Source organism: Crenobacter sp. CS_VA4 (assembly GCF_055597485.1).
Map to the genome: position 1 here is coordinate 216559 of NZ_JBVMAE010000004.1, position 23859 is coordinate 240417.

Here is a 23859-nt window from a genome sequence, read left to right on the forward strand (position 1 = left end):
CGACGGCTGACCAGCGCGCCACTCAGCGCATCATCGCCCGGCGGGTCAGGTCGCGCAGCACGGTCGGCCCGGCCCGGCGCTCGATCTCGGCCAACAGCGGCTTGCCCCAGCCGAGCGCGAACAACAGCTCGCCGCTGACGAACATCGGCCCGACCAGCAGGCCGACCCGATCGTCGGCAAACGCCGGCCGGCGGCCCTCGTAATAGTGGCCGGCCAGTTGGATCGCCCAGCCGAGCCCGAACACGCCGATGCCGCTGCCCAGCCACAGCCCGGCACTGCCGGTCGCCAGCGGTGCCGCCAGCAGGGTCAGCACGCCGTTGAGCAGGCTGACCGCCAGCCCCAGCATCAGATTGCCGCGGCTCAGGTACCACAGCGTCGACAGCCCCCACGCGAGCCAGGCCGGCGTCAGCGCCAGGCCGGCCACGGTGAGCTGCGGCCACCCCAACAGCACACCGACCGCGAACACGATCAGCGGAATGCCGACGAAGTGGGTGGCGAGGTTGCGTCGGTCGCGGTGGTAGGCGGCGTACTGCACCATCAATTCGGTCGCGTTACGCATGGCGTCTCCCCTCTTTGTTTGCTGCCGTTATTACCAGTTTCGCCTCCCTGCTGGCGGTGTCAATACGTCGGTCGTACCGAATCGATGGCGATGTTGATGCCGTAATCGCCCGACATTTCGTGCTCTTGATGGGTTGCGTTTCTGTTCATTTCGCCCGCCATCGAGGTGGCAATCGGCGACGTTCTTTGGATTGCCGGCTTTGTCGGTTGAAGAAGGCGATTGCCGATGTCGCGGGCCTGCTCTGTGGGCGCGTTTGTTGGCATCGCCGCTTTTGTCGGTCTCGCCCGACTGGCGCCCCCTGTTATTTCATTCGGCCAACGTTGGCGTGGATTGCTGCTTTGTCGGTCTCGCCCGACCGGCGAGGTCCTTTCTTTGCTTCGTCAAAGAAAGGACCCAAAGAAAGACGCCCCCACCGCGCTGGCCTTCGGCTTCCCTCGCGCCTGCCAAGCGGCCAGGCGCCGCCGAACTCGCGGGCGGCTGGCTAACGTCCGCCCACTCGAACAAGCGGCGGCTTAAAACCTGGCCGCTTGACGATCGCTCGGCAGCGCAGAAGGGGAATGGCTGGTCGATTGTGACGTCAGAGGCACGGGGAGAAGAAACATCCGTTACTTTGCTTAGTGAACCTGTTGCCGAGTTGGGCAGTCCCTTTCGGCCAACCTTCACTGCGTATTCACCGCCACAGCATCCGCTCCAAGACGGCTATTTCCAATCCCGACAACTTCACGGCTGCTGCCAATTGCCACCATCCCCCATCGACGCCGCCGAGGACGGCGCGGTCAACGGGGGTCGTCGGCGAGCACTGTCCGAGTGCCGGCAGAGCCGGCGCGAGTTGCGCAGCCGCCCGTTGGCCGCGTCCGCCCGCAGGGCAGCCCGCAAAGCGGGCCGGCGTCGTCGGGGTCGCCTTTCTTTGCTTTCTTTCTTTGGCGAAGCAAAGAAAGAAGGTCGCCGGTCGGGCGAGACCGACAATGCCGCAAGCCCGGCCATCCGTACCGATAACCACAAAACCCAACCAACACCAACGCCGCCGCCGACCACCCCACCCCCATCGACGCCGCCGAGGACGGCACGGTCAACGGGGGACGTCGGCGAGCACTGTCCGAGTGCCGACGCAGTCGGCGCGAGTTGCGCAGCCGCCCGTTGGCCGTGTCGCCCGCAGGGCAGCCCGCAAAGCGGGCCGGCGTCGTCGGGGTCGCCTTTCTTTGCCTTCTTTCTTTGGCGAAGCAAAGAAAGAAGGTCGCCGGTCGGGCGAGACCGACAAAGCCCCACTCCCAGCCAACGCCCCAATCCGGCGCCCAAACCCAAACTCCCCAGCGACCGGCCCAGAGCCCCTTCGGCCAACCTAACCCACCCCATCCCCCACCTACGCCCCCATTCCCACTTTCTAACGCCCCTCTAACGCCCGCCACCGACCCATCCGTCCCCCACGCGCCCGCGCAGCCTCACACCCCCTTACCCATCCCCGCTCCCCACTGACCCTCGCCAACTGATCGCCCAAGCCCCCGACGCCGACAATGCGGGCCATGACACAGCCCAACCTGCAAGGCGCGACCGCGGCGCCGACACTGCTCCAGATCGAAGACGCGATCATCGACCGGCTCCGCCAGGGGCTCGGGAAACTGGTCGCCGCCGTCGACAGCTACCGCGGCGAACTCGAACTGGCCCCGGCCGACCTCGCCACCCGCTTCCCGGCCGCCTGGGTCGGGCTGCGCTGCGTGACCAGCGACCCGGCCGGCACCGGCCGCGAACGACACAAGGCGCACGCCCGCTTCCTCATCACCGTCGCCGACCGCCAGGTGCGCCCGGACGCGCCGCTGTCCAGCGCGCCGACGCCCGGCAGCAGCGGCAGCTACCCGCTGGTCTACGCGGTGCGCCGCCTCTTGGCCGGTCAGGACCTCGGCCTGCCGATCCAGGCCTTCGTGCCGGGCCGGGTGTTCACCCCGCACCGCCTCTGCCAAGCCCCGCTCGCCTACCCGGTGTTCGCCTGCGAATTCCATACCGCCTGGATCGACGGCTCGCTCGGCAACGGCCACTGGCCCTGCCCCACGGGCGACGCCGACCCGGACGCGCTGTTCGCCCGCTACCAGGGCCGCCTCGAGGCGCCGGCCGGCGACTGGCTGGCGACCGAGCTGGCGTTCCGCCTCGACCCGGCCGCGCCGCCCGCCGCCCGCGACCTTGTCCCGACCCGCGAGCAACCGTAACCCCGACTTTCCGCCGCTGACCCGCTACGGGGAGGCGGCCCCTCTCAACCCCCGTCTGACCGCAACCTAGGAGCCGCACATGGCCAGTCCCAACATCAGTTTCGACAGCATCCCGGCCAGCATCCGCAAACCGGGCAAGTACTTCGAGTTCAACACCCGCCTGGCGGTGCGCACCCTGCCGGGCAACCCGCAGCGCGTGCTGCTGCTCGGCCAGAAGCTGGCCGCCGGCAGCCAGGCGCCGCTCGCGCCGCTGGACCTCTTCAGCGACACCCAGGCCGGCCAGGCCTTCGGCGTCGGCTCGCAACTGCACCGGATGGCGCGCGCCGCGATCACCGCCAACCCCTACCTGCAGCTGACCGCGATCGCGGTCGCCGATAACGCCGGCGGCACCGCCGCCACCGGCACCACCACGCTCACCGGTACCGCCAGCGGCGCCGGCGTGCTTTCTCTGACGCTCGGCGCCAGCCGCGTCGACGTCGCGATCTCCAGCGGCGACACCGCCGCCGCGATCGCCACCCAGCTCGCCGCCGCGGTCACCGCCCGCACCGAGATCCCGGTGACCAGCGCCGCGGCCGCCGGCGTGATCACCCACACCGCCTACCACAAGGGCAGCGTCGGCAACGACCTGAAGCTGGCGGTGCAGTCGACCGCGCCGGGCCTGACTGCCGCCGTGGCCGCCTTCGCCGGCGGCGCGCTCGACCCGGACTACGCCCCGACGCTGGCCGCCATCGCCGGGGCCGGCCACCAGATCCTGGTCGCGCCGCTGGCCAACCAGACCGTGCTGACCGCGCTGCGCTCGCACCTGGACTTCGTGTCCGGCCCGCTCGAGCAGCGCGGCGCGATCGGCGTGTTCGGCATCGCCGGGCAACTGGCCACCGCCTCCACGCTCGCGTCGCAGGTCAACAGCGGCCGCCTGACCGGCGCGTGGTACCGCGGCTCCGGCAAGCTGCCGGGCGAGCTCGCCGCCGCGTACGCCGCGGTGATCGCCAGCGAGGAAGACCCGGCCCGCCCGCTCAACACGCTGGCGCTGAACGGCCTGGACATCGCCGGCATCGACCAGCGTCCGACCCGCACCGAGCAGGAAAACGCGCTGTACAACGGCCTGACCCCGCTGGAAGTCGGCCCGGGCGACAAGGTGCAGATCGTCCGCGCGATTTCCACCTACACCAAGGACGGACAGGGCGTCGACGACGTATCGCTGCTCGACATCACCACCATCCGCACCCTGGACTACGTGCGCCGCGCCTGCCGCGAGCGGATCGCGCTGCGCTTCCCGCGCGAGAAGCTGTCCGAGCGCACTCCGTCCAAGGTCCGCTCGGAACTGTTGGACGTGCTCTTGAAGCTGGAGGAGCTGGAGATCGTCGAGGCGGTGCTGGCCAATAAGGACGGGCTGATCGTCGAGCGCGACAGCCAGGACGCCAACCGCCTGGACGCCAAGATCCCGGTCGACGTGGTCAACGGCCTGCACGTGTTCGCCGGTCGCATCGACCTGTTGCTGTAAGGAGCGGCAGCGCCGCCCGGTGACCGAGCGGCGCCGCCCTTAACCGCCGCCTTTTGAATTAGGAGAAAAAACCCATGGCACTTCAACAATACGCCGGCGCGATCGTGCTGGAAGTCAACGGCCAGGAAATCGAGGTCATCGACCTGAACGTCTCGAGCAAGACCGGCCGCAAGATGGTGAAAACGATGAACAGCAGCGGCCGCGCCCGCGGCTTCGCCCGCGGCGTCAGCGAGTATGAGCTGTCGCTGACCGTCGCCATCCCGCTGACCGGCGATCTGGACTGTGAAGCGATCGACGGCGCCAAGCTGACCGAATTCCCGCTCGCCCCGGGCGGCAAGCGCGTGAGCTACCTCGACTGCTTCACGCTGGAAGTCGGCGAGAAGTACGGGGTCGAGGCCGAAGCCAAGCGTGACATCAAGCTGGTGTCGCTGCGGAAGGTCGTGGAGTAACACACATCCGGCGTCGGCCAGTCCGCCGCCTCACCGTTCGCCGGCGTTCCAGATGGGGATGCCGGCGAAGGTTCATCAATGAAAGCGGAGCCGTATGACAACCTCGACCAATAATCAACTGCGCCAGGAACGGTGGAATCGGGTCAAGGCCGACATTGCCGCAGCTGCGGCTCAAGCCGGCGTCGATCCGGGCATTCTCGCGCGCATTGCTAACTTCGAAAGCGGCGGATTCAACACCAATGCCCGACCGATCAGCAGCAAGCACAAGTCCAAAAACAAAGTGCGTCAATTCGACGGGACCATGGCATTGTCCTCCGCCCATGGCCTCGGCCAGTTTCTGGATGGCACATGGACGCACTACATCAACAAGTACGGCCAGAAGTACGGTATTGCCGGTGCCGGCATCGTAAAGGGCAAAGGGAAGCTAACCAAGGAACAAGCGGCCCAATACCGGCAGGATGTCCGCATACAGGCCGCGATGCTCGCCGAGTTCACCCGCGAGAACGTTGCGCTCGGCAAGACGCTGGGCGGAACAGACGACAACGCCAATACCTATGCCTTGCACAATCTGGGCGGCGGTGACGGCCGCAAATTCTTCAAAGCTCTAAAGGCCAACCCGAATGCCAGGGTCGACTCGATCGGGCTCGGCAAGGGTGTTGTCTCCGGCAATGCCTCGCTGTACGGCGACGGCTCGATTACCGTCGCCGAAGCGTACCGACGGATGGGAAGCAAGATGGCCGAAGGCGACGCCTTCGCAAATGAAATTGGTGGAGTAAAACCTGCTACGCCCCAAGCGACGAAGACGAATAAACCGTCTCCTCCTGCACCAGCCGTCCCCAAAGCTGCAGAAAAAGCGCCCAAATCTGCAACTAAACCCGCTGCAAGTCACAATGCAGCCGCGGAAGCAAAAACTGCCTCCAAACCGGAGAAGATCAAGCTCGCAGCCAAAGCAGGCTCGGCCGCAGACGCCATCCTTGGTCAGCGCCAGCGCTTTGCCAACGGCTACAAATACAAGCTCGGTGGCACCGGCAAGGCGAACAAGCAGGGGTCAAAGAGATCGACTGCTCCAATCTGGTCAATCAGGTACTCAACGGCGCCGGCTACGATTTGCCTTATGAAAACACCGCGACACTAGATAAATCGAAATATTTCGACGTCGTCGACGCAAAAGACGTCAAACCTGGCGATATCGCACTGTGGCGTGGCAAAAATAACCATACCGGTGTAATCGAAAACTACGATTCGTCCACGGGCAAAGGCACCTTCTTCGGGTCGCAAACCAGCACAGGGCCCGCTTCAACCAAACTTGGCCAAGGCACCTACTGGAACAAGCCGACCAAGTTCCTGCGCCCCAAGCCGCAATATCGCAAGGATGCGAACGCGGCAACGGCGGCCGAGCCCACGGCAAAAGCCAAGCAAAGCGCACAAGCCACTAAGCCAGCGACACCGACCAAGGCCCGCAGTGGTGCCAGCAAGCCCGCCCAGAGCCAGCATGCTGTTGCGGATCAGGCCGGCCCCACCACGCCGGCAGCCGAACCCAACACGGCGAACCCCGCCGCCAATGACGAGGCCAAGCCGACCAACGCTGACACGCCTGTCACCGAGCCGGCAATGACCCCGCCCGCTCCAGCAGCCACCGCGTCGGCCAATCCGGCTTCACCCGTACAGGAGGAGCCGGCTCCCGCTGCGCCTCCGGGTCCGACTCCGACTCCGGCCTCGACCGGAGCCAGCAGCCCAGCAGCAGGAGCCACCGACTCCCTCGCCGCGCTGTTCGGCCAACTGCAGGCCGCGATCGCCCAACTGTCCGCCGCCGCGCAACAGCTGTCCCAGCCGCAGCAGATCACCGTCGACGCCCACGCCGGCAACCTCGTCACCGCGGTCAACGACGCCAACCAACGCAGCGCAAGGAGAAGCTGAGATGAGCTGGACCACCCAACTGCAGGACGCCTCGTTTCGCGGCGTGCGCTTCGACTGCCAGAGCACCAGCGATGCGGCGCAGCGCGACACCGCCAGCCACGAGTACCCGTACCGCGACGGCGCCGACGTCGAGGACCTGGGCCGCAAGGCGCGCCAGATGAAGCTCACCGCGGTGTTCTGGGGGCAGGACTACGAACGCCGCCTGCAGAAGCTCTTGGCCGCGCTCGACGCGCCCGGCTACGGCGAGCTGGTGCACCCGGTGTTCGGCTCGATCCGGCGCGCCCAGCCCACCGACTATCAGGTCGCCCACAGCGCCGACAACCCCGACTACTGCACCGTCGAGCTGAGCTTCGTCGAGGCCACCCCGGCCAACCAGCTGTTCCTGCTGCAGCTGCCGCAGCAGTTGGCCGAAGCGCTGGCGCAGCTGGCGCGGCTGGCGCGCGAGAACGGCATCACCGCGTTCGCCGACGCGCTCGATGCGCTGCGCGGCGCGGTGCCGCTGTCCCGGCTGCTGGCGCTGCGCCAGGTGCTGATCGGCACCTTGGGCGCGCTGCGCCGCCAGTTGCCGGGCGCGATCACCGGCGCGCTAGACCCGCTCGATGCACCGCGCGGCTTCGCCGGCGACGTCACCGCGCTGCTGCAGGGCCTCGCCGCGCGGCCGAGCTTCGCCGCGGTCGGCCGCCAGTCCGACTGGAGCACCCTGGTCGGCACGCTAAACGGCGTGAGCACCCTGGCCGACCGGGTCGCCGGCGGCGCCGTCAGCATGGTCGGTGCGATCGGCGGAGACAACCCGGCCGGGGCGTCGTCGACCAGCCAGCCGGCGCCGGCACAGCCCGACGACGTGGCGAAGATCGGCGCGCTGCTGCAGCTGGTCGCGGCGACCACGCTGGCCGACACCGCCGCCGGCCTGCTGGCCGACGAAGCGAAGCAGCCGAGCCGCTCGCCGCAGGACATCGAGGCGCTGACCGGCGACGTGCGCGCCGCGTTGCAGACGGCGCTGACCGCCTACCGCGACCGCTACCCGGTCGAAGCGGCGCGGCTGGTCACCGAGGCGCTGAAGGACGTCGCGCTCGGCCTGCAGAACGCCGCGAGCGCGCTGATCGACGCCCGCCCGCCGCTGGTGACCCGCCGCGTCGAGGCCGCCGGCAACCTGCACATGCTGGCGCAGCGCTGGTACGGCGACTTCGGCCGCGCCGCCGAGCTGGCCCGCCTCAACCCGCAGCTCGCCAACCCCAACGCGCTGCAAGCCGGAGACACGCTGAATGCTTATGCCCGCTAACCTTACGCTCGACCCGGACCGGGTCAGCCTGCTGATCGGCGGCCACGTCCACCGCGACTGGAGCCGCTACGACATCGACTCCGACCTGAAGACCCCGGCCGACGCCTGGCAGGTGACGCTCGGCCTGCCGGACGGCCAGTTCCCGCCGCAGGTCGCGCCCGGCGCGCCGGTCGAGGTGCGGGTCGGCAACGACACGGTGATGACCGGCCGCATCGACGAAATCCGCCACGCGATCGCGCGCGGCCGCCACACGCTGGAGATCAGCGGCCGCGACGGCGCGGCCATCCTGCTCGACTGTAGCGCGCCGCAGTTCAATGGCCGCCAGGCGACGCTGTCCGAGGTGCTGGCCAGCCTGGTGCGTCCGCTCGGCATCGCCAAGATCGACCTGCGTAGCGCGCGCGACCCGCTGCTCGACAAGGTCGACGTCGAGCCGGGCGACACCGCCTGGGCGGTGCTGGCGCGCCTGGCCGAAGCCCAAGGCCTGTGGCCGTGGTTCGAGCCGGACGGCACCCTGGTGGTCGGCGGCCCCGACTACCGCGCCGCGCCGGTCGCGAGCCTGGTGCTGCGCGCGAGCGGCGTCGGCAACAACGTCCTGTCGCTGTCGCGCAGCCTGAACGTGGTCGGCCGCTATTCCGAGCTCAACGTGCTCGGCCAGAGCCACGGCACCGCCGCCGGCAACGGCGCCAACGCGGTGCTCGCCACCGCCTACGACCGCGAGGTCGGCTACTACCGGCCGCGCAACGTGATCGACCCCGACGTCGCCAACGCGGAGGCGGCGCTGACCCGCGCCCGCAAGCTGGTCAACGACGCACGCCTCGACGGCCTGAGCCTGAGCGCCGAGGTGGCCGGCCATCGCACCGCCGGCGGCACGCTGTGGTCGCCCGGCCAGCGCGTCCACCTAATCAGCGAACCGCACGGCATCGACGCGGTGTACTTCCTGATGGCGAGGAAGTTCCAGGGCGGCCGCGGCCAGGGCACCACCACCACGCTGACGCTGAAGGCGGACGGGTTGTGGAACCCGGACGCCGCCGGCACCAAACAGGAGAAGAACCATGTGGCATGACGTCGACCGCCGCATCCAGCGCGCCATGAACGGCGTGCGCCAGGCCTTCCGCGGCGTGCTCGCCCAGGTGAACAGCCAGACCCCGGTGCAGCTGGTGCAGACCGACGCGCTGGCCGGCGAGCGCCTGCAGGACAGCGAGCTGTTCCAACACTACGGCTTCACCTCGACCCCACTGCCCGGCACGATGGCGGTGCTGCTGCCGGTCGGCGGCAAGACCAGCCACGGCATCGTGATCGCCACCGAGCACGGTTCGTACCGATTGAAGGCGCTTCAGCCGGGCGAGGTGGCGCTGTACACCGACGAGGGCGCCAAGATCGTTATGAAGCGCGGCCGGGTGATCGAGACCGAGTGCGACGTGTTCCGCGTCAACTGCAAGAGCTGGGAGGTGAACGCATCGAACAAGGCGGCGTTCAGCACGCCGCAGCTCACGGCCAGCGCCGAGCTGATCGCGCAGGGCCAGATCAGCGGCAACGGCGGGATGGCGATCCAGGGCGGCAACGGCGCGAAGGTGAGCGGCAGCCTGACCACCAGCGGCGACGTGGTGGCGGGCGGCAAGAGCCTGATGAATCACACCCATCCGGGGGATTCGGGCGGGGTGACGGGGCCACCGCGGTAAGGGGGTCAGGGAGTGACAAAGGTTGGCCGAACGAGGGTGTTCGGCCAACCTTTTTGTTTGGGGTGAGGAGGCGATCCGGCTGTGGCTGGGTCGCTGCTTTTTATTCTGGCGCCCTCGTTAGAGGGCGCAATCGATGATGCCGTGTCTTAGCAGCTCTTCTGACACGTTCGTTGGCACGGCGGCTTTTGTCGGTCTCGCCCGACTGGCGAGGCACTTTCTTTGCTTCGCCAAAGAAAGTGCCCAAAGAAAGGCGACCCCGACGACGCCGGCCCGCTACGCGGGCTGCCCTGCGGGCGGACACGGCCAACGGGCGGCTGCGCAACTCGCACCGACTGCGTCGGCACTCGAACAGTGCTCGCCGACACCCCCCGTTGGCCGCGCCGTCCTCGGCGGCGTCGATGGGGATGGGGTGGTCGTAGGCGGCAATATTGGGGCCCAACGATTGGCCTACCTACTTTCGGCCAACCTTTCCCATTGATGCAAAATCCAATCCAGATCAGGCGTAGTTAGCGCCACACATTCCATCCGGCTACGATGTGATGGGCTACGGCGCCAATGCCTACCCTACTCAGCTGTAACCTCCCAACCGACCACCCTCCGCCCTTCTGCGCTGCCGAGTGAACGGCAAGCGGCCAGGTTTTAAGCCGCCGCCTGTTCGAGTGGGCGGACGTTAGCCGCCCGCGAGTTCGGCGGCGCCTGGCCGCTTGTCGGGCGCGAGGGAAGCCGCAGGCCAGCGCGGTGGGGCTCGCCTTTCTTTGCCTACTTTCTTTGGCGAAGCAAAGAAAGTAGGCCGCCCCACCGGGCGGGACCGGTGCTGCCACGAACCACACCAACGTTGGCCGAATAACACACCCAGTGTCGTCGCGAATGCCGTCCTTCGCCGACCTTCCCGAACGAAGTAGCAATCCAACCGCAGAACGACTGACACCCTCTTCGCCCCACCCGGCCGAACCCGCCATTTCGGCCAACCTCACCCACCACCCCACTGACCCCCACCACCTCAACCCCGCCCCCCGCGCCCGCGACAATGCGAGCCATGGACGCCTATATCTCCCCGCTCACCGGCGACTACGCCGGCACCCGTACCGACACCCTGGCCAACGCGGTCTACCTGCGGCTGATGACGCCGCTGGGCAGCTGGTGGGCCGATCCCACCCTCGGCTCCCGGCTGCACGAACTCACCCGCGAGAAAGACCTCGCCCGCGTCGCCGTGCTGGCTCGCCAGTACAGCGAGCAGGCGCTCGAGCCGCTGCTCGCCGACGGTCGCGCCCGGCGCCTCGCCGTCACCGCCAACCGCAGCGCCCCGGGTCGGCTCGACCTGGCGATCGAGGTCGAGGACGCCAGCGGTCGCGTGCAGCATTTCCAACATCCTGTGAGGGTCGCCTGATGCCGTTTGCCATTCCCCCGTACGCCAGCCTGCGCGACACGCTGCTGCGCGACCTGAAAAACCAGCTGCCCGACGCCGACACCGGCCCCGATAGCGACTTCTTCGTCCGCGCCAGTGCCACCGCCAGCGCCGTCGAGGGGCTGTACCAGCATCAGTCCTGGCTGGTGCGGCAGATCTTCCCCGACAGCGCCGACCGCGACTATCTCGAACTGCACGCAAGGGTGCGCGGCCTGGCGCGCAAGCCGGCGGTGGCCGCCCAGGGCACGCTGCGCCTTAGCGGCACCCCGGGCGCCAAGGCGCCGGCCGGCATCGCCGCCAAGCTCGGCAGCCAGCGCTACACCAGCAGCGCCGCGGTCACCCTCGACGCCAGCGGCAGCGCCGTCGTCGCCGCGCAGGCCGACACCCCCGGGGTCGCAGGCAACGCCGACCCGGACGCGCCGCTCGAGCTCACCGCCGCCCCGGCCGGCTTCGCCAGCCAGGCGCGCATCGTGACGATGAGCGGCGGGGTCGACGAGGAAGCCGACGGCGAGCTCTTGGCGCGCCTCTTGGAACTGATCCGCCGCCCACCGGCCGGCGGCAACCGCTTCGACTACCGGCGCTGGGCACTGGAAACCCCCGGCGTATCGGCCGCCTACGTCTACCCGCTGCGCCGCGGCCTCGGCACCGTCGACGTGGTGATCACCGCCGCCGGCGACCTGCCCTCGGCCGCTACCCTCGCCGCCGTGCAGGCGCACATCGACGAACTGCGCCCGGTCACCGCCAAGAACTGCCTGGTGCTGGCGCCGACGCCGAAAGTGGTCGACGTCACCGTCAACGTCCAGCTGTCCGGCCTGACCCTGGCCGCCGCCCAGGCGCAGATCGCCGCAGCGCTGGCCGGCTACTTCGCCCAGCTCGCCCCCGGCGACACCGCGGTACGCAGCCGCCTCGAAGCGCTGGTGTCGGACATCGCCGGCGTGGTCGATCGCCAGCTGCTGCAGCCTTCGGCCAACGTCGTGCCGGCCAACGACGCCAGCCGCGTCGAGTGGGTGCGGCTCGGCAAGGTCACGGTGGGGGTGATGCAATGAGGCATAGCGAACTGCTGTCGCTGCTGCTGCCGCCGACCAGCTACGCCCCGGCCGCGCCGCGGCTGGCGGCCGAGCTGGCCGCCGACGGCAACGCGCTCGACGCCAGCGCCGCCAACCTGGCCCGCGCCCGCAACGCCATCACCCCGTTCTTCGCCGAACAGCTGCTGCCCGAGTGGGAGCGCGTCTGCGGTATCACCGCCCCGGCCAACGCCACCTACCAGGCACGTCAGCAGGTCGTCCTCGCCAAGTTGGCCGAAACCGGCGGCCTGTCCATCCCCTACTTCATCCGCCTCGCCGCCGGCCTCGGCTACACCATCAGCATCGACGAGCCGCAACCGTTCCGCGCCGGCATCAACCGCGCCGGCGACCGGCTCTACACCGCCGACATCCTCTGGGTGTGGCGCGTGGTGGTGCGCGGCCGCGCGGTGCACGCCTACTGCTTCCGCGCCGGCCAGAGCGCCGCCGGCGAGCGGCTCACCCAATTCGGCGACCCGGTGATCGAGGACATCTTCAACGCCCTGAAACCGGCGCATACCTTCGTCTACTTCGCTTACCAGGAGGATTGATTCATGCAAGACCTGTTACTCCCGATCAACACGCAGGACGGCCAGTTCCACGACGGTAACCCGGCCTCCGGCGAACTCGGCACCATCGTGCCGGCGCAGTGGCTGAACGCCTCGCAGAGCGCGACGCGCTCGATGCAGGCGGAATTGAAGAACCTGATCGCGGGCCTGAACGGTACCGTCGATCCGACAAAGAACGACCAGCTAAAAACGCTGCTTGCGGCGGCTCTGGCACAGAAGGCACCGCTGGCCAGTCCGGCACTGATGGGTACGCCAACCGCGCCGACCCCGGCGATTACCGACCGTTCGACTACGCTAGCCACCACGGCGTTTACCGGTCAATTCTTCGACACCTACGGCGTCGCTAAACAGGCAGTGCCCGGTTTGCTCTACATCAGCCTCTGCGTGGACGCGCTGAACGGCAACGACCAGAACGATGGTCTGACCAACAAGACCGCGTTAAAGACCATCCGGGAAGCTTGTGCCCGCGTACCGGTAGGCGGCTTCGGAGTAATCAACCTGGCAGGTGGACAGACCTACGAATTAACCCACACGCTCAACGCCAAGGGCGAAATCATCGTTGACGGCACTTGCAATATTGCCCACAAAGTCATTCGCCTGATGGGCGACTCCAAGAACAAGCCAACGATCATCCAGCGCGAAGCCCCTTATCCATACTGGATTGCTGGTTTTGAGCTCGTGGGTGGGCAGATCGAGTTCTGGTACACCAAGGTAGTTACTGTGGCCTTTGTTTTGCCAAGTCGGCCTGAGCAACCTTGGGCACAGTGGCATGGTCTGTTGCGACGCACCGATAGCCTCGGCGGACGAGCCTTCTTCTACGGTTGCGACCTAACCATCAATGCCGGTCACATTGCAGACGCCGCCTCCGGGGGCGGCTGGTATGACCTGTCGTTTTGCGGTTGTTCAGTCACTCGTCCCGGCGGCGGCCTGTTGGTCGAATCAGAAGCCAATCCATTCAAGCTCTCTTTTCAAGGCTCGAGCCTGCCCGCTGGGGTCAGTCTTGCCAGTCTAATAGGTGGCATCGTCCGTGGCCCGGAAGGCGCTCCGCGCAACGTCCTGTGCAATCTGGTTCTGTAAGGGGAACGAATATGTATCTGACTTTGGACTATCAAGAACAGCGCTATGTGGCGTTCACTCAAGAACAGCTGGCCGAAGCCGGAGTGCCGCAGGACGTCATCGACAAGGCCGTGCGCGAAGCGACTGAAAACGACGCCTGGACCGGCATCAAGCAACTGCGCGAACGCCATCGGGTCGGCGGTGTCGCCGTCGATGTCGCCGGGCAGCGCGAATGGTTCCACAGCGACGACGTCAGCCGCATCCAATACCTAGGGTTGATCACGACCGGAGCGAGTCTACCGGCCGAGATGCAGTGGAAAACGCTGGGGAACCGTTTCGTCGCGATGACCCCGGCGCTGGCGCAGAGCATCCACCAGGCAGTGATTGCACTCGACCAGGCCGCCTTTGCCGCCGCCGAGCACCACCGCCTCGCGATGCAGGCAAGCGCCGGCCCGAGCGCCTACGACTACAGCACCGGCTGGCCGGCCAGTTACGACGAGGCCGCGGCATGAGCCAGCTCACCCTGCTGTTCACCACCACCCGGCTGCCGCTTTCATGGCTGATCCGTGCCGGCACCTGGTCGGCCTGGAGCCACGTGGCGCTGGTCGACGGCGACAGCGTGATCGAAGCCGCCGCCGGCCACGGCGTGCGGCGGGTGCCGCTCGAAGCCACTCTGCGCCGTGCCAGCCGTCACGCCTTCGTCGCGCTGCCGGTGCAGGACCCGGTCATGGTGATCGCCGCCGCGGCCAGTCAGCTCGGCAAGCGCTACGACTACAGCGCCCTCGCCGGCCTCGGCCTGCACCGCGACTGGCAGAACGACGACGCCTGGTTCTGCTCCGAGCTGGTCGCCTGGGCGTTCCAGCAGGCCGGAGCACCGCTGTTCCGCCCCGACTGCCTTCGCCGCGTCACGCCACAGCACCTGTGGATGCTGCCCGACACCGCCACCAGCGCAGGCACGGCACTCCCCGCCACCACCTGACCGGAGCGTCGCCGGCCACTTGGCTTCGGCCAACCCTCTCCTTTCCTCTCTCTGCCTGTCAGCCCTCTCGGACCGCTTCGGCAGTCCTCTTTTTTTCAGCCACGGAATCCACAGATAACGAGCCGCAGGCGAAGTTTCTGCGAAGCAAAACCCTGGCAAGCCAGTCCACCCGCATCACGCCGCCAAGGGGTGGGCGCTCAGGTTTTCTTTCTGTGTTCTCCCGTGGCTAACAAAGGGGTTTGTGCGCCCGCATGAGCCGCCCCGTTGCCAGCATGCTGTTCGCGTTGATTTTGGCACTGGCCCTCCCACCCCACCCATGCCAATTCCACTGCAAACGAGTGCCAAATCGCGCACCGCGTCACAGCGGGTTGCCGGCCGAAAGGCCGCCCACGCCGCCACGTGGCAATCCGGCTCGCCACTGACAAATGTCACCTGCATCGCCAAGTCCTCGCTCGGGACAATGGCCCCATCGCCTCCCGCAATCCCGTTACCGCCGGCCCTAGGCCGGCAAAACTTCGACCAACCGGTGCTGGCCAGGGCAAAAAAGCGTACACAGCGCCCAGCCCCACGCACCGCTTTTCTTTGACCTTCGGAGGCATAGACAGATGCAGACGATCAACACACCGGACGGGCTGTTCCGTGACGGCAACCCTTCCACCGGGGAGCTCGGCACGATCGTGCCGGCCGCCTGGCTCAACTCGTTGCAAGCCGAACTGAAAAACCTGGTCATTGGTCTGGGGGGGACTGTCGATCCGACCAAGAATGATCAGCTCAACTCGCTATTTGACACGGCATTAGCTCAGAAGGCTCCGTTGGTGAGCCCGGCGCTGAGCGGGACGCCGACCGCTCCGACGCCAGCGCAATTCGATAATTCCACCAAGCTGGCTACATCCGCCTTTGTGCAGAATGCTCTGCAAACGGGCAGCTCGATCTACGGTATCGTCACTGGCACCGCGAACGTGCTGACGATGACGCTGACGCCGGCCCCAGCCACGCTGGTCGACGGGATGATTGTATGCTGCCATGTTCCCAATACGAATACAGGGCCGGCCATACTGAATCTGAATGGTCTAGGCGCCAAACCGATTGTCGGCCAGTACCAAGCTGCGCTGATCGGCGGCGAATTGGTTTCCGGCGGCTCGGCCGAATTCATGTGGTATCAGGGGTTGAACGCGTGGGTGCTGCTCGCCAACCCCGGTGGGGCGGCTCAGCTCGGTTCGGCCAGTTATATGCCGACCCCGGCCGCTGGCGACAACTCGACCAAACTAGCGACCACCGCATTCATCTCGGCTATCACAGGCACATCTGGCGCGATTTCATTCCGCAACAAGCTGATCAACGGCAATTTCGATTTCTGGCAGCGCGGCACGTCTTTGGCTGCCGGTACCGGACAGCGATATTTGGCCGACCGCTTCATGTCGACTGCCATCGTGTCAACTATCACGCCCTCGCGGCAGTCGTTTCCTCTTGGGCAAACAGACGTACCGGGAAACCCGGTTTATTTCCATCGCGCTGTTGTCGCGAGCATAACCGGTTCCGGTAACTACGCAGTGCTGGAGCAGCGCATCGAGAGCGTTGGCACCTTGGCTGGCGCTACTGCCGTCGTTTCATTCCGAGCTAAGGCAGACGCCAATAGATCGATGTCTGTAGAGCTGGCACAAGTATTTGGCTCCGGTGGATCACCATCCGGCCCCGTTTCTGGAATCAACCCGCAGAAGATCAATCTCACAACATCGTGGCAAAAGTTCACGCTGAAGTTTTTGGTTCCATCGATGGTTGGCAAGACGCTGGGAAGCAACGGTAATGACTATCTGTCCCTGTTCTTCTGGTTTGATGCAGGTAGCGACTGGGATAGCAGGACGGCTTCTCTCGGTCAGCAGTCCGGCACGTTCGACCTCGCCCAAGTCCAGTTAGAAGAAGGGGCGGTCGCTACGTCGTTTGAGCAGCGCCCACTGGCGCTCGAGTTAGCACTGTGCCAGCGGTATTACGAAAAAAGCTTTGTGTTTGGCTTCCCGATTGCCGCGGGCAACAGCTCGTACAACTGTGGATTTAATTTCCCCTCCACCGTGTCGGCGGGTGCCGCTGCCATACATCAGGTCAGATTCGCGGTATTGAAACGGGCCACGTCAAGTGTTCACACGTTTTACAACCCACAGGTCACGGGGGCGTCGACGGTTTACAACGTCAGTGCGGGTGCGTCGAGTAACACCAACGTGACGCGGCAATCTTCCTATGAAGGAGGGTTCACGTTCAGTTACACCGCGCCGCCAGGGACCATACCCGGGCACGCTATGCAGATCGAATGGACAGTAGACTGTGAGCTGTAACCCCCTCTAACCCCATAGGACGAAATCATGAGTGGAGCCGCATACAAACTAACCACGGACGCCAATGTGGTCATTCGCACCGAGGATGGGGCCAATATCCCGCACGGTCATCGCTGGTGGCAGGACTATGAAGATTGGCTCGCCGCCGACAATGAGCCCGACCCCGCCGTCAGCATCGCCGAAGCTAAAGCCTCGGCACTCGCTCGCATCATCGCCGAGCGCGGCCGCCGCGAAGCAGCCAGCTTCCCATACCAAGGCAAGCTGTTCGATTCAGACCAGCGAAGCGTCGCCCGCATCACTGCCGCCGTACTGGCCGCGCAAGCCGCCAAGGCCACCAGCCAGCCCTTCGAAATCGAGTGGACAACGGCCGACAATAGCCAGGTCACCCTCGACGCCGACGGTCTGCTCGGCCTGCCGGTGGCGCTGGCTCAGCACGCGGCCGCTCTACACAAGACCGCACGCGAGTTGAAAGCACGGGTCAGCCAAGCGGCAACGTTCGAGGAAATCGAAGCAGTTAGCTGGCCGGTCAACGGCGAGGAGGCGACCTCCTGATCAATACCGCCGACACCCCGGTTCGGCCAACCTAAAGTCATGACCTCTACCCGCCCTCAATCAGACCGCCTCGGCGGTCTGATTTTTTTTGCCTCTCGCCCAGCCAACTCCGCCATGCCAACTCCGCCGCCTACGAGCGCCAAAACTCACGCCGCGGCACAGCTGAACCACAGCACATCCCGCCCAAACCCCCTGCGCAATGTCAGCTAAACGCCGCCCCGCCCTCCCCGGAAAATACAGCCCCAGGTCGCCCTCGACGACCTGTCTGCCGGCCCCATTGCCGGCCTTTGCCTGACCGAATTCGTGCGCCGACGCTGACGGCGCACTTTGTTTACCCGCCTATCTGGAGGCTTGCGACATGCAGACGATCAACACGCCGGACGGACTGTTCCACGACGGCAACCCCGCCACCGGCGAACTGGGCACGATCCTGAGTTCCGACTGGCTGAACGCGGTGCAAAACGAACTGCTCTCGGCGATCACCGCCGCCGGCATCATGCCGGACGCCGGCAAGCAGAACCAGCTGGCCGACGCGATCAAGCAGCTGGCGTGGAACTCGACCAGCACCTGGCCGAGCACGCTGGCCGGTTACGGCATCGCCTTCGCCAGCCAAGCAGACGCCTACGCCGGCAGCGACAACGGCCTGCCGATGACGTCGCTGCGCGCCAAGGACGCGATCCGCTCCGGTGGCGGCATCACCGCCACGCTGACCGGTTCAGCCAACCTCGATGTGAGCACGATGGGCTTGGTGCTGGTGAACACCCCCGCGGCTTCGACGCTGACCTTCAACACCAGCGGCGTGCCGGCCGGCGCGCGCTTCCTGCTCAAGCGCGTCGACGCCGGCAGCCACGACGTGCAGATCAAGCCGCCGGCCGGCAAGTCGTTCGCCGGCGTCTGCGGCGGGCTCGCCAACATCGGTCTGCTCTACCTCGACGACACGCTGGAGTTCGTGTTCGACGGCAATACGCTGGTGCTGATCAGCGACCAGCCGGGGCATGACTACGCGTACCACGCGGTGCGTTCCGGTTACGTGGCGACGCCACCGCGCGGGGTGGTGCTGGCCAGTGGACAGGCATTGTCCGCAGCGACAACGCCGATTCTATACGCACTGTGCGGCGCGACGGCGCCCGACCCCCGCGGCTATTTCGAGCGGTATACCGATGAGGGAGCGGGACGTGACCCGAGTGGCAATCGCTCAGTTAGAGGCGCTCAAAGTCAAGCCGTCCAACGCCACGCCCACGCGATTGGGGGAGCGGGTGGCTTTGATCCGTATCGGGTCTCGGTGTATCCAGGTAACGGCACTCCAGACACCCCCATCAGGACTCGGATGAATATTGCGAATACTAACGCAGGTTCCGTAAACACCTACCCGGACTCTATCGTATGGGCCCTTCCCTATCACGACGCCCCCTCCTATTTCGGCGGAGATATCGGCCCGGAAACCCGGCCTCAAAACATCGCCGTCAAACCCTTCCTGCGCCGAGGCTAAGCCCATGACCACGACCATCCAACACTACGCCTACGCCGACAACGGCGTCGCCACCTACCCGCTCGACTACGCGGCCGGCCAGACCACGACGGTCGTGCCGCCCACCGAGCTACCCGCCGGCCACGCCGCTCGCATCGCCGCGTTCGGCCAGGCCGACAGCGACTGGACCGTGGTGCGCGACTGGCGCGGCGCCACGCTCTACCGCACCGAGGACGGCGGCACGCTGACGCTCGACGAACGCGGCGAGGGCATCGCCGGCTGGAACGGCCTCGGCGAGCTGCCGGCCGGCGTCACGGAGCAGCCGCGCCCGAGCGTCTACCACGTCTGGCAGGACGACGCCTGGCAGCTCGACCCCGCCGGCACCGCCCGGCAACTGGCCGACAGCATCGCGACCGAAACCGTCCGGTTCGACGACCACGCGGCGGCGATCTACGCGCGCTGGGCCCGCTTCGACACCGAATACCGCGCCCGCGAGGCGGCGGCCCGACAGTTTCGTGACGCGGGCTATCGGGGTGAGCCGGGCGCCTACGTAGCCAACTATGCGCTGGCCAGCGCTCAAGCTCTGCAACCGGCGGCCGATACCATCCTCAGCCAGGCGGCGCGGTTGCGCGATGCGCAGGCGACGCTGGCGGCCTTACGGATGCGCAAGTACGAACTGGCCCGACAACCGTCGGCCGATGCGGTGCACGCGCTGACGGCCACGCTGCTGGTGGCGATGGACGAGCTGGCGCAGGCCGTAGGCTGAACGCGACGACGACGCAACTGTCGGGAACCCGCAACGACTTGCCCACTCTCACCCCAGCTTGCCCGCAATATGCTGCTCGCGGGTGACAAACACGGTGTGTCATGCCACCATGCCCGCACACAATCGCTGGACTATGCTTGGTTTTGGCGGCATCCTTCACGCCCCCAAGCGAATGCCGTACCGTCTCAAACCCGAACAGGACCTATAGAACAATGACCAAATCCGAACTGATCGACTCCCTCGTTGGCGCCGCCAAAGTCGAAGTGACCAAGGCCCAGACCGCGGCCGTTCTCGACGCGCTCAACGCGGTAATCGCCCAGCAACTGAAAGCCGGCAGCGACATCACCCTGCCGGGTCTTGGCAAGTTTGCCGTGAAAGAATCGGCCGAGCGCACCGGCCGCAACCCGGCCACCGGCGAGTCGATCGTGATCGCCGCGCGCAAGTCGCCGAAGTTCACCGCCGCCAAGGCGCTGAAAGACGTCGTCGCCTGATCCAGGCCTCCGACCGCAAACAGCCCCGCCATGGCGGGGCTTTTTTGCGCCTGTGCACACGGTGTCGACACCGGCGCTATTAATCCCAAATCCCTCCTCCTGCCCCGACGCCCTAGCCCCACCGGCAAGCACGCTGGCATGCACTACCCTACAAGAAGCCGGCAGCGAACCGGCGCTCTTTCAAGGGGGGATCACGATGAGCACTTCGCCAGCCAGCCACGCCGTGTTCAACCAGGTGCCCGATCTGGTCGACTACAACCTCTACAGCTGCGACCCGGTGCTGCAGGATGCCTTGAGCGTCGCCGGCGCCGACTGGAACGCCGAACTGCTGACCCGTTTCGGCGCCAAGCTCGGCCATGCGCACACGCTGGCGCTCGGCGCGCTGGCCAACCGCTACCCTCCCGAGCTGCACACGCACAGCCGCACCGGCGAACGGATCGACAGCGTCGAATTCCACCCCAGCTGGCACGCGCTGCTGTCGCTGCTGCGCAGTCAGGGCCTGCACGCCCTGCCTTGGAGCAACCCGCAGTCGGGCGTGTGGGCGGCGCGCACCGCCGGCTACTTCCTGCAGGCGCAGATCGAGTCCGGCTCGCTGTGTCCGACCACGATGACCTTCGCGGCGATCCCGGTACTGCAGAAGGAGGACGTGCTGTTCGCCACGCTCGGCCCGAAGCTGTACGCCCGCCAGCACGATCCGCGTGACCTGCCGTGGCCCGACAAGGCGTCGGTGCTGATCGGCATGGGCATGACCGAGAAACAGGGCGGCTCGGACGTGCGCGCCAACACCAGCTGGGCGGTGCCGGTGGCCGGCGGCGGGCGCGGCGCCGAGTACCGGCTCAACGGCCACAAGTGGTTCTTCTCGGCGCCGATGTGCGACGCGCACCTGGTGGTGGCGCGGCTCGGCAACCCGGGCGACGGACCGATCTGCTGCTTTTTCGTGCCGCGCTGGCGCCCGGACGGCCGCAAGAACGCGGTCGAGATCCAGCGGCTGAAGGACAAGCTCGGCAACCGCTCCAACTCGAGCTGCGAGGTCGAATTCCGTGACGCCTACGCGCTATTGATCGGCGAGGAAGGCCGCGGCATCCCGACCATCCTCGAGATGGCCACCCACACCCGGCTCGACTGCGTGATCGGCAGCGCCGCGCTGATCCGCCAGGCCTTCGTGCAGGCGCTGCACCACGCCCGCCACCGTCAGGTGTTCGGCCGACTCCTGCTCGACCAGCCGCTGATGCGCAATGTGCTGACCGACCTGGCGCTGGAGAGCGAGGCGGCCACGCGGCTGATGATGCGGCTGGCCGCCGCGTTCGAGACCGCCGACGCTGACCCGCTGCAGGCGGCGTGGAAACGCATCGTCACCCCGGCGGCGAAGTTCTGGGTATGCAAGCGCGCGCTCGAGGTCACCGGCGAGGCGATGGAGGTGTGGGGCGGCAACGGCTACGTCGAAGACGGCCCGATGGCGCGGCTGTACCGCGAGGCGCCGGTCAACTCGATCTGGGAGGGCTCGGGCAATGTGATGTGTCTGGACGTGCTGCGTGCGATCCAGCGCGAACCGGACGGCGCCGCCTTACTGCTGGCCGATCTGGCGCAAGGCGCCGACGGCGACACTAGGCTGCTGGCGCAGCTGCAGGGCCTGGAGCCCTTGCTGCACCAGCCGGCCGAGCTGCTGCAGGCCAACGCCCGCCGGCTGGCGCAGACACTGGTGCTGCTGGCGCAGGCGGTACTGCTGCGACGCCACAGCCAACCGGCCAGCGCCGAGCTGTTCATCGCCAGCCGTTTCGGTGACGGCGCGCAGGCCGGTCACGGCCGGGTGTTCGGCACGCTAGCGCTCGACAGCCTGGCCGCCACCCACGCCATCCTCGACGGCAACTGGCGCTAAGCGCTTCCCGGCCTGTCACACGGTCCGGCGCGGCTCTCCCCCTTCTCCTCTTTCCCCGTGCCCCGCCGGACACCTGTGCCCGGCAGATTCGTCGCAGCATTACTTCTAGTTCAATTTCTCTGAATGACTAGTTCGAATAATTGCGTTATTATAACTAACGTTACTATGTATAATTGCCTCATGACAGCAACACAACCACTGTCATACGCAGCAAGCAGTTAGATAAACGCAATCGTTACCGTCATTGCAGCACAAGATACCGACAGTCCTTTTTGAAATTAGCCGCAGAAACGCCTATCAGTAGGCCGCCTGCCAGAACCGCCGGCACGGAATGATTGCTCCACACCCACTCTTGTTAGGAGCACGACCATGATCAAGCAGACCCTTATCGCCCTTCTCCTCGCCTCCAGCTCGGCCGCCGTGTTCGCCGAGCCGGGCGACGCCAACGGCGTGATCCAGCACGAACAGCGCCTCGCCCAACAGCAGGCTCAGCAAGCACCGAGCTCGACCCAACAGGCCCACTAAGCGGCTCGGTCTTCAATACCAACCCCCGCCCTGCTCGCGCAGGCGGGGTTTGTCATTAGCAAGGTTGGCCGAATCAGCCAGCGACCCGCACCACCACCTTGCCGAATGCACCGGCCTCCAGGCGATCGAACGCCGCCGGCAATTCGTTAAACGGCAGCACGCTGTCGATCACCGGCTTGATGCCGTTCCGGTCGATCGCGCGGATCATGTCCTCCAGCGCGCGGCGATGGCCGACGCCGATGCCGGTCACCGTCGCGCGCTTGAATATCATCGGCACCGTCGGCAGCGTCAGCTCGGCGCCGTCGAGCAGGCCGATCACCGCGATCCGGCCGCCCGGTGCCAGCGCGTCGAGCGAGCGCGCCACACTGCCGCCGGCCAGCTCCAGCACATGGTCGACGCCGCGGCCGCCACTGGCCTCGCGCACCGCCTGCGCCCAGTCGGGCGAGCTCAGGCGGTTGATGCCGTGCGTGGCGCCGAGCGCCAGCGCGCGTTCCAGCTTAGCGTCGCTGCCCGACAGAACGATAGGCCGCGCGCCGTGCGCCAGCGCAAACTGCAGGCCGAACAGCGCGACCCCGCCGGTGCCCTGGATCAGCACGCTCTGCCCGGCGCGCACACCGCCGGTTTCGACCAGCGCGAACCACGCGGTCAGAGCGGCGCAGCTCAGGGTGCTCGCCTCGACCGCGTCGAGCGTCTGCGGCGCCGCCACCGCCCAGTCTTCGTGCAGCAGCACGTATTCGGCCAACATCCCCGGCCCGACGCCGCCCAGTGCCGGGCCGTGCGCATGGCCCCACGCTGCCGGCGGCTCGCCATCCTCCCAGCCCATCCAGAAGGTACTGACCACCCGCGCGCCGGCGGCGAAGCGGCGCACCCCGGCGCCGACCGCCACCACCTCGCCGGCCATGTCCGACGCCGGCACGAACGGCCACGCCAGCGGCAGGCCCATGCCGTTCTCCACCATCACCTTGTCGCGGTAGTTGAGCGACACTGCTTCCACCCGCACCAGAATCTCGCCGGGCCCCGGTGTGGGGACCGGCACCGTCACTCGCTCCAGGTTCGCCAGGCCAAACGCCGACAACTGCCATTGCTGCATCACTTCGCTCATCGCTGCCTCTCCTTGTGCCTCGACCCCGGTTGGGTCGTCTGCTTGCAGCATAATGGCGATATTCAGTTGCCAGTGATGGCAAAAATTCCGAATACTGTCG

Annotated in this window: 24 protein-coding genes; 21 read left to right on the plus strand and 3 right to left on the minus strand. The window is 66.7% G+C overall.

All coding sequences use genetic code 11. The features are described from left to right. Positions 1-22: 22 nt before the first annotated feature. The gene (locus tag ACZ2IA_RS05810) at positions 23-559 is read right to left on the minus strand and encodes an Mpo1 family 2-hydroxy fatty acid dioxygenase (RefSeq protein ID WP_470291627.1); all 537 of its coding nucleotides are present in this window, start codon (positions 557-559) and stop codon (positions 23-25) included. A gap of 59 nt (positions 560-618) precedes the next feature. Then, the gene (locus ACZ2IA_RS05815; RefSeq protein ID WP_470291628.1) at positions 619-822 is read right to left on the minus strand and encodes a hypothetical protein; all 204 of its coding nucleotides are present in this window, start codon (positions 820-822) and stop codon (positions 619-621) included. Between the two features lie 1257 nt (positions 823-2079). On the opposite strand from ACZ2IA_RS05815, the gene ACZ2IA_RS05820 reads away from it, so the two are divergent. From ACZ2IA_RS05820 to ACZ2IA_RS05920, 21 genes are all read left to right on the plus strand, one after another. After that, the gene (locus ACZ2IA_RS05820; protein ID WP_470291629.1) at positions 2080-2757 is read left to right on the plus strand and encodes a phage protein Gp37; all 678 of its coding nucleotides are present in this window, start codon (positions 2080-2082) and stop codon (positions 2755-2757) included. Between the two features lie 79 nt (positions 2758-2836). Continuing rightward, positions 2837-4258, plus strand: a complete 1422-nt coding sequence (locus tag ACZ2IA_RS05825; protein ID WP_470291630.1) for a phage tail sheath C-terminal domain-containing protein — start codon at positions 2837-2839, stop codon at positions 4256-4258. A 74-nt stretch (positions 4259-4332) separates the two neighbouring features. Further along, entirely contained in the window at positions 4333-4707 is a 375-nt protein-coding gene (locus ACZ2IA_RS05830; RefSeq protein WP_470291631.1) for a phage tail protein, read from the plus strand. 94 nt (positions 4708-4801) lie between these two features. After that, positions 4802-5842, plus strand: coding sequence for a lysozyme family protein (locus ACZ2IA_RS05835; protein WP_470291632.1), 1041 nt, complete (start codon positions 4802-4804; stop codon positions 5840-5842). Beyond that, entirely contained in the window at positions 5815-6624 is an 810-nt protein-coding gene (locus tag ACZ2IA_RS05840) for a hypothetical protein (RefSeq protein WP_470291633.1), read from the plus strand. The genes ACZ2IA_RS05835 and ACZ2IA_RS05840 overlap by 28 nt, the downstream gene beginning before the upstream one ends. A gap of 1 nt (position 6625) precedes the next feature. Continuing rightward, on the plus strand, positions 6626-7903 hold the full coding sequence (locus ACZ2IA_RS05845) for a DNA circularization protein (RefSeq protein ID WP_470291634.1): 1278 nt from the start codon (positions 6626-6628) through the stop codon (positions 7901-7903). Beyond that, positions 7887-8966, plus strand: coding sequence for a phage baseplate assembly protein (locus ACZ2IA_RS05850; RefSeq protein WP_470291635.1), 1080 nt, complete (start codon positions 7887-7889; stop codon positions 8964-8966). The genes ACZ2IA_RS05845 and ACZ2IA_RS05850 overlap by 17 nt, the downstream gene beginning before the upstream one ends. Continuing rightward, the gene (locus ACZ2IA_RS05855) at positions 8956-9582 is read left to right on the plus strand and encodes a phage baseplate assembly protein V (protein WP_470291636.1); all 627 of its coding nucleotides are present in this window, start codon (positions 8956-8958) and stop codon (positions 9580-9582) included. Before ACZ2IA_RS05850 ends, ACZ2IA_RS05855 begins: the two co-directional genes overlap by 11 nt. 1036 nt (positions 9583-10618) lie before the next feature. Next, positions 10619-10969, plus strand: a complete 351-nt coding sequence (locus ACZ2IA_RS05860; RefSeq protein WP_470291637.1) for a phage GP46 family protein — start codon at positions 10619-10621, stop codon at positions 10967-10969. Next, positions 10969-12033 carry a baseplate J/gp47 family protein gene (locus ACZ2IA_RS05865; RefSeq protein WP_470291638.1) on the plus strand — a complete coding sequence of 355 codons (1065 nt, stop codon included), beginning with the start codon at positions 10969-10971 and terminating at the stop codon, positions 12031-12033. Before ACZ2IA_RS05860 ends, ACZ2IA_RS05865 begins: the two co-directional genes overlap by 1 nt. Next, entirely contained in the window at positions 12030-12599 is a 570-nt protein-coding gene (locus ACZ2IA_RS05870; protein ID WP_470291639.1) for a YmfQ family protein, read from the plus strand. The genes ACZ2IA_RS05865 and ACZ2IA_RS05870 overlap by 4 nt, the downstream gene beginning before the upstream one ends. Positions 12600-12602: 3 nt before the next feature. Next, on the plus strand, positions 12603-13694 hold the full coding sequence (locus ACZ2IA_RS05875) for a hypothetical protein (RefSeq protein ID WP_470291640.1): 1092 nt from the start codon (positions 12603-12605) through the stop codon (positions 13692-13694). 11 nt (positions 13695-13705) lie between these two features. Next, positions 13706-14185 carry a DUF4376 domain-containing protein gene (locus tag ACZ2IA_RS05880; protein ID WP_470291641.1) on the plus strand — a complete coding sequence of 160 codons (480 nt, stop codon included), beginning with the start codon at positions 13706-13708 and terminating at the stop codon, positions 14183-14185. Continuing rightward, positions 14182-14652 (plus strand): YiiX/YebB-like N1pC/P60 family cysteine hydrolase, encoded by a 471-nt coding sequence (locus ACZ2IA_RS05885; RefSeq protein ID WP_470291642.1) that lies wholly within the window; start codon positions 14182-14184, stop codon positions 14650-14652. The genes ACZ2IA_RS05880 and ACZ2IA_RS05885 overlap by 4 nt, the downstream gene beginning before the upstream one ends. 605 nt (positions 14653-15257) lie before the next feature. Then, on the plus strand, positions 15258-16979 hold the full coding sequence (locus ACZ2IA_RS05890; RefSeq protein WP_470291643.1) for a hypothetical protein: 1722 nt from the start codon (positions 15258-15260) through the stop codon (positions 16977-16979). A 27-nt stretch (positions 16980-17006) separates the two neighbouring features. Then, positions 17007-17531 carry a DUF4376 domain-containing protein gene (locus ACZ2IA_RS05895; RefSeq protein ID WP_470291644.1) on the plus strand — a complete coding sequence of 175 codons (525 nt, stop codon included), beginning with the start codon at positions 17007-17009 and terminating at the stop codon, positions 17529-17531. A gap of 358 nt (positions 17532-17889) precedes the next feature. Next, positions 17890-19020, plus strand: a complete 1131-nt coding sequence (locus tag ACZ2IA_RS05900) for a hypothetical protein (RefSeq protein WP_470291645.1) — start codon at positions 17890-17892, stop codon at positions 19018-19020. Positions 19021-19024: 4 nt separating this feature from the next. Further along, positions 19025-19765, plus strand: a complete 741-nt coding sequence (locus tag ACZ2IA_RS05905; protein ID WP_470291646.1) for a hypothetical protein — start codon at positions 19025-19027, stop codon at positions 19763-19765. A gap of 212 nt (positions 19766-19977) precedes the next feature. Further along, positions 19978-20256, plus strand: coding sequence for an HU family DNA-binding protein (locus tag ACZ2IA_RS05910; RefSeq protein ID WP_470291647.1), 279 nt, complete (start codon positions 19978-19980; stop codon positions 20254-20256). 196 nt (positions 20257-20452) lie between these two features. Further along, a complete protein-coding gene (locus ACZ2IA_RS05915; protein WP_470291648.1) occupies positions 20453-22132 on the plus strand; it encodes an isovaleryl-CoA dehydrogenase in 1680 nt (559 codons plus the stop codon). A gap of 369 nt (positions 22133-22501) precedes the next feature. Beyond that, positions 22502-22657, plus strand: coding sequence for a hypothetical protein (locus tag ACZ2IA_RS05920; RefSeq protein WP_470291649.1), 156 nt, complete (start codon positions 22502-22504; stop codon positions 22655-22657). Positions 22658-22730: 73 nt separating this feature from the next. Here the strand turns inward: ACZ2IA_RS05920 and ACZ2IA_RS05925 are convergent, their stop codons facing one another. After that, complete coding sequence (locus ACZ2IA_RS05925; protein WP_470291650.1) at positions 22731-23759, minus strand: zinc-dependent alcohol dehydrogenase family protein; 1029 nt, start codon at positions 23757-23759, stop codon at positions 22731-22733. Between the last annotated feature and the right edge of the window lie 100 nt (positions 23760-23859).

Coding starts and splice junctions, on each gene's coding strand:
- ACZ2IA_RS05910 (WP_470291647.1), top strand. CDS start 19,978: ATGACCAAATCCGAACTGATCGACTCCCTCGTTGGCGCCGCCAAAGTC.
- ACZ2IA_RS05865 (WP_470291638.1), top strand. CDS start 10,969: ATGCCGTTTGCCATTCCCCCGTACGCCAGCCTGCGCGACACGCTGCTG.
- ACZ2IA_RS05880 (WP_470291641.1), top strand. CDS start 13,706: ATGTATCTGACTTTGGACTATCAAGAACAGCGCTATGTGGCGTTCACT.
- ACZ2IA_RS05855 (WP_470291636.1), top strand. CDS start 8,956: ATGTGGCATGACGTCGACCGCCGCATCCAGCGCGCCATGAACGGCGTG.
- ACZ2IA_RS05810 (WP_470291627.1), bottom strand. CDS start 559: ATGCGTAACGCGACCGAATTGATGGTGCAGTACGCCGCCTACCACCGC.
- ACZ2IA_RS05875 (WP_470291640.1), top strand. CDS start 12,603: ATGCAAGACCTGTTACTCCCGATCAACACGCAGGACGGCCAGTTCCAC.
- ACZ2IA_RS05925 (WP_470291650.1), bottom strand. CDS start 23,759: ATGAGCGAAGTGATGCAGCAATGGCAGTTGTCGGCGTTTGGCCTGGCG.
- ACZ2IA_RS05885 (WP_470291642.1), top strand. CDS start 14,182: ATGAGCCAGCTCACCCTGCTGTTCACCACCACCCGGCTGCCGCTTTCA.
- ACZ2IA_RS05845 (WP_470291634.1), top strand. CDS start 6,626: ATGAGCTGGACCACCCAACTGCAGGACGCCTCGTTTCGCGGCGTGCGC.
- ACZ2IA_RS05900 (WP_470291645.1), top strand. CDS start 17,890: ATGCAGACGATCAACACGCCGGACGGACTGTTCCACGACGGCAACCCC.
- ACZ2IA_RS05815 (WP_470291628.1), bottom strand. CDS start 822: ATGCCAACAAACGCGCCCACAGAGCAGGCCCGCGACATCGGCAATCGC.
- ACZ2IA_RS05830 (WP_470291631.1), top strand. CDS start 4,333: ATGGCACTTCAACAATACGCCGGCGCGATCGTGCTGGAAGTCAACGGC.
- ACZ2IA_RS05915 (WP_470291648.1), top strand. CDS start 20,453: ATGAGCACTTCGCCAGCCAGCCACGCCGTGTTCAACCAGGTGCCCGAT.
- ACZ2IA_RS05825 (WP_470291630.1), top strand. CDS start 2,837: ATGGCCAGTCCCAACATCAGTTTCGACAGCATCCCGGCCAGCATCCGC.
- ACZ2IA_RS05890 (WP_470291643.1), top strand. CDS start 15,258: ATGCAGACGATCAACACACCGGACGGGCTGTTCCGTGACGGCAACCCT.
- ACZ2IA_RS05820 (WP_470291629.1), top strand. CDS start 2,080: ATGACACAGCCCAACCTGCAAGGCGCGACCGCGGCGCCGACACTGCTC.
- ACZ2IA_RS05920 (WP_470291649.1), top strand. CDS start 22,502: ATGATCAAGCAGACCCTTATCGCCCTTCTCCTCGCCTCCAGCTCGGCC.
- ACZ2IA_RS05835 (WP_470291632.1), top strand. CDS start 4,802: ATGACAACCTCGACCAATAATCAACTGCGCCAGGAACGGTGGAATCGG.
- ACZ2IA_RS05850 (WP_470291635.1), top strand. CDS start 7,887: ATGCTTATGCCCGCTAACCTTACGCTCGACCCGGACCGGGTCAGCCTG.
- ACZ2IA_RS05905 (WP_470291646.1), top strand. CDS start 19,025: ATGACCACGACCATCCAACACTACGCCTACGCCGACAACGGCGTCGCC.
- ACZ2IA_RS05870 (WP_470291639.1), top strand. CDS start 12,030: ATGAGGCATAGCGAACTGCTGTCGCTGCTGCTGCCGCCGACCAGCTAC.
- ACZ2IA_RS05895 (WP_470291644.1), top strand. CDS start 17,007: ATGAGTGGAGCCGCATACAAACTAACCACGGACGCCAATGTGGTCATT.
- ACZ2IA_RS05860 (WP_470291637.1), top strand. CDS start 10,619: ATGGACGCCTATATCTCCCCGCTCACCGGCGACTACGCCGGCACCCGT.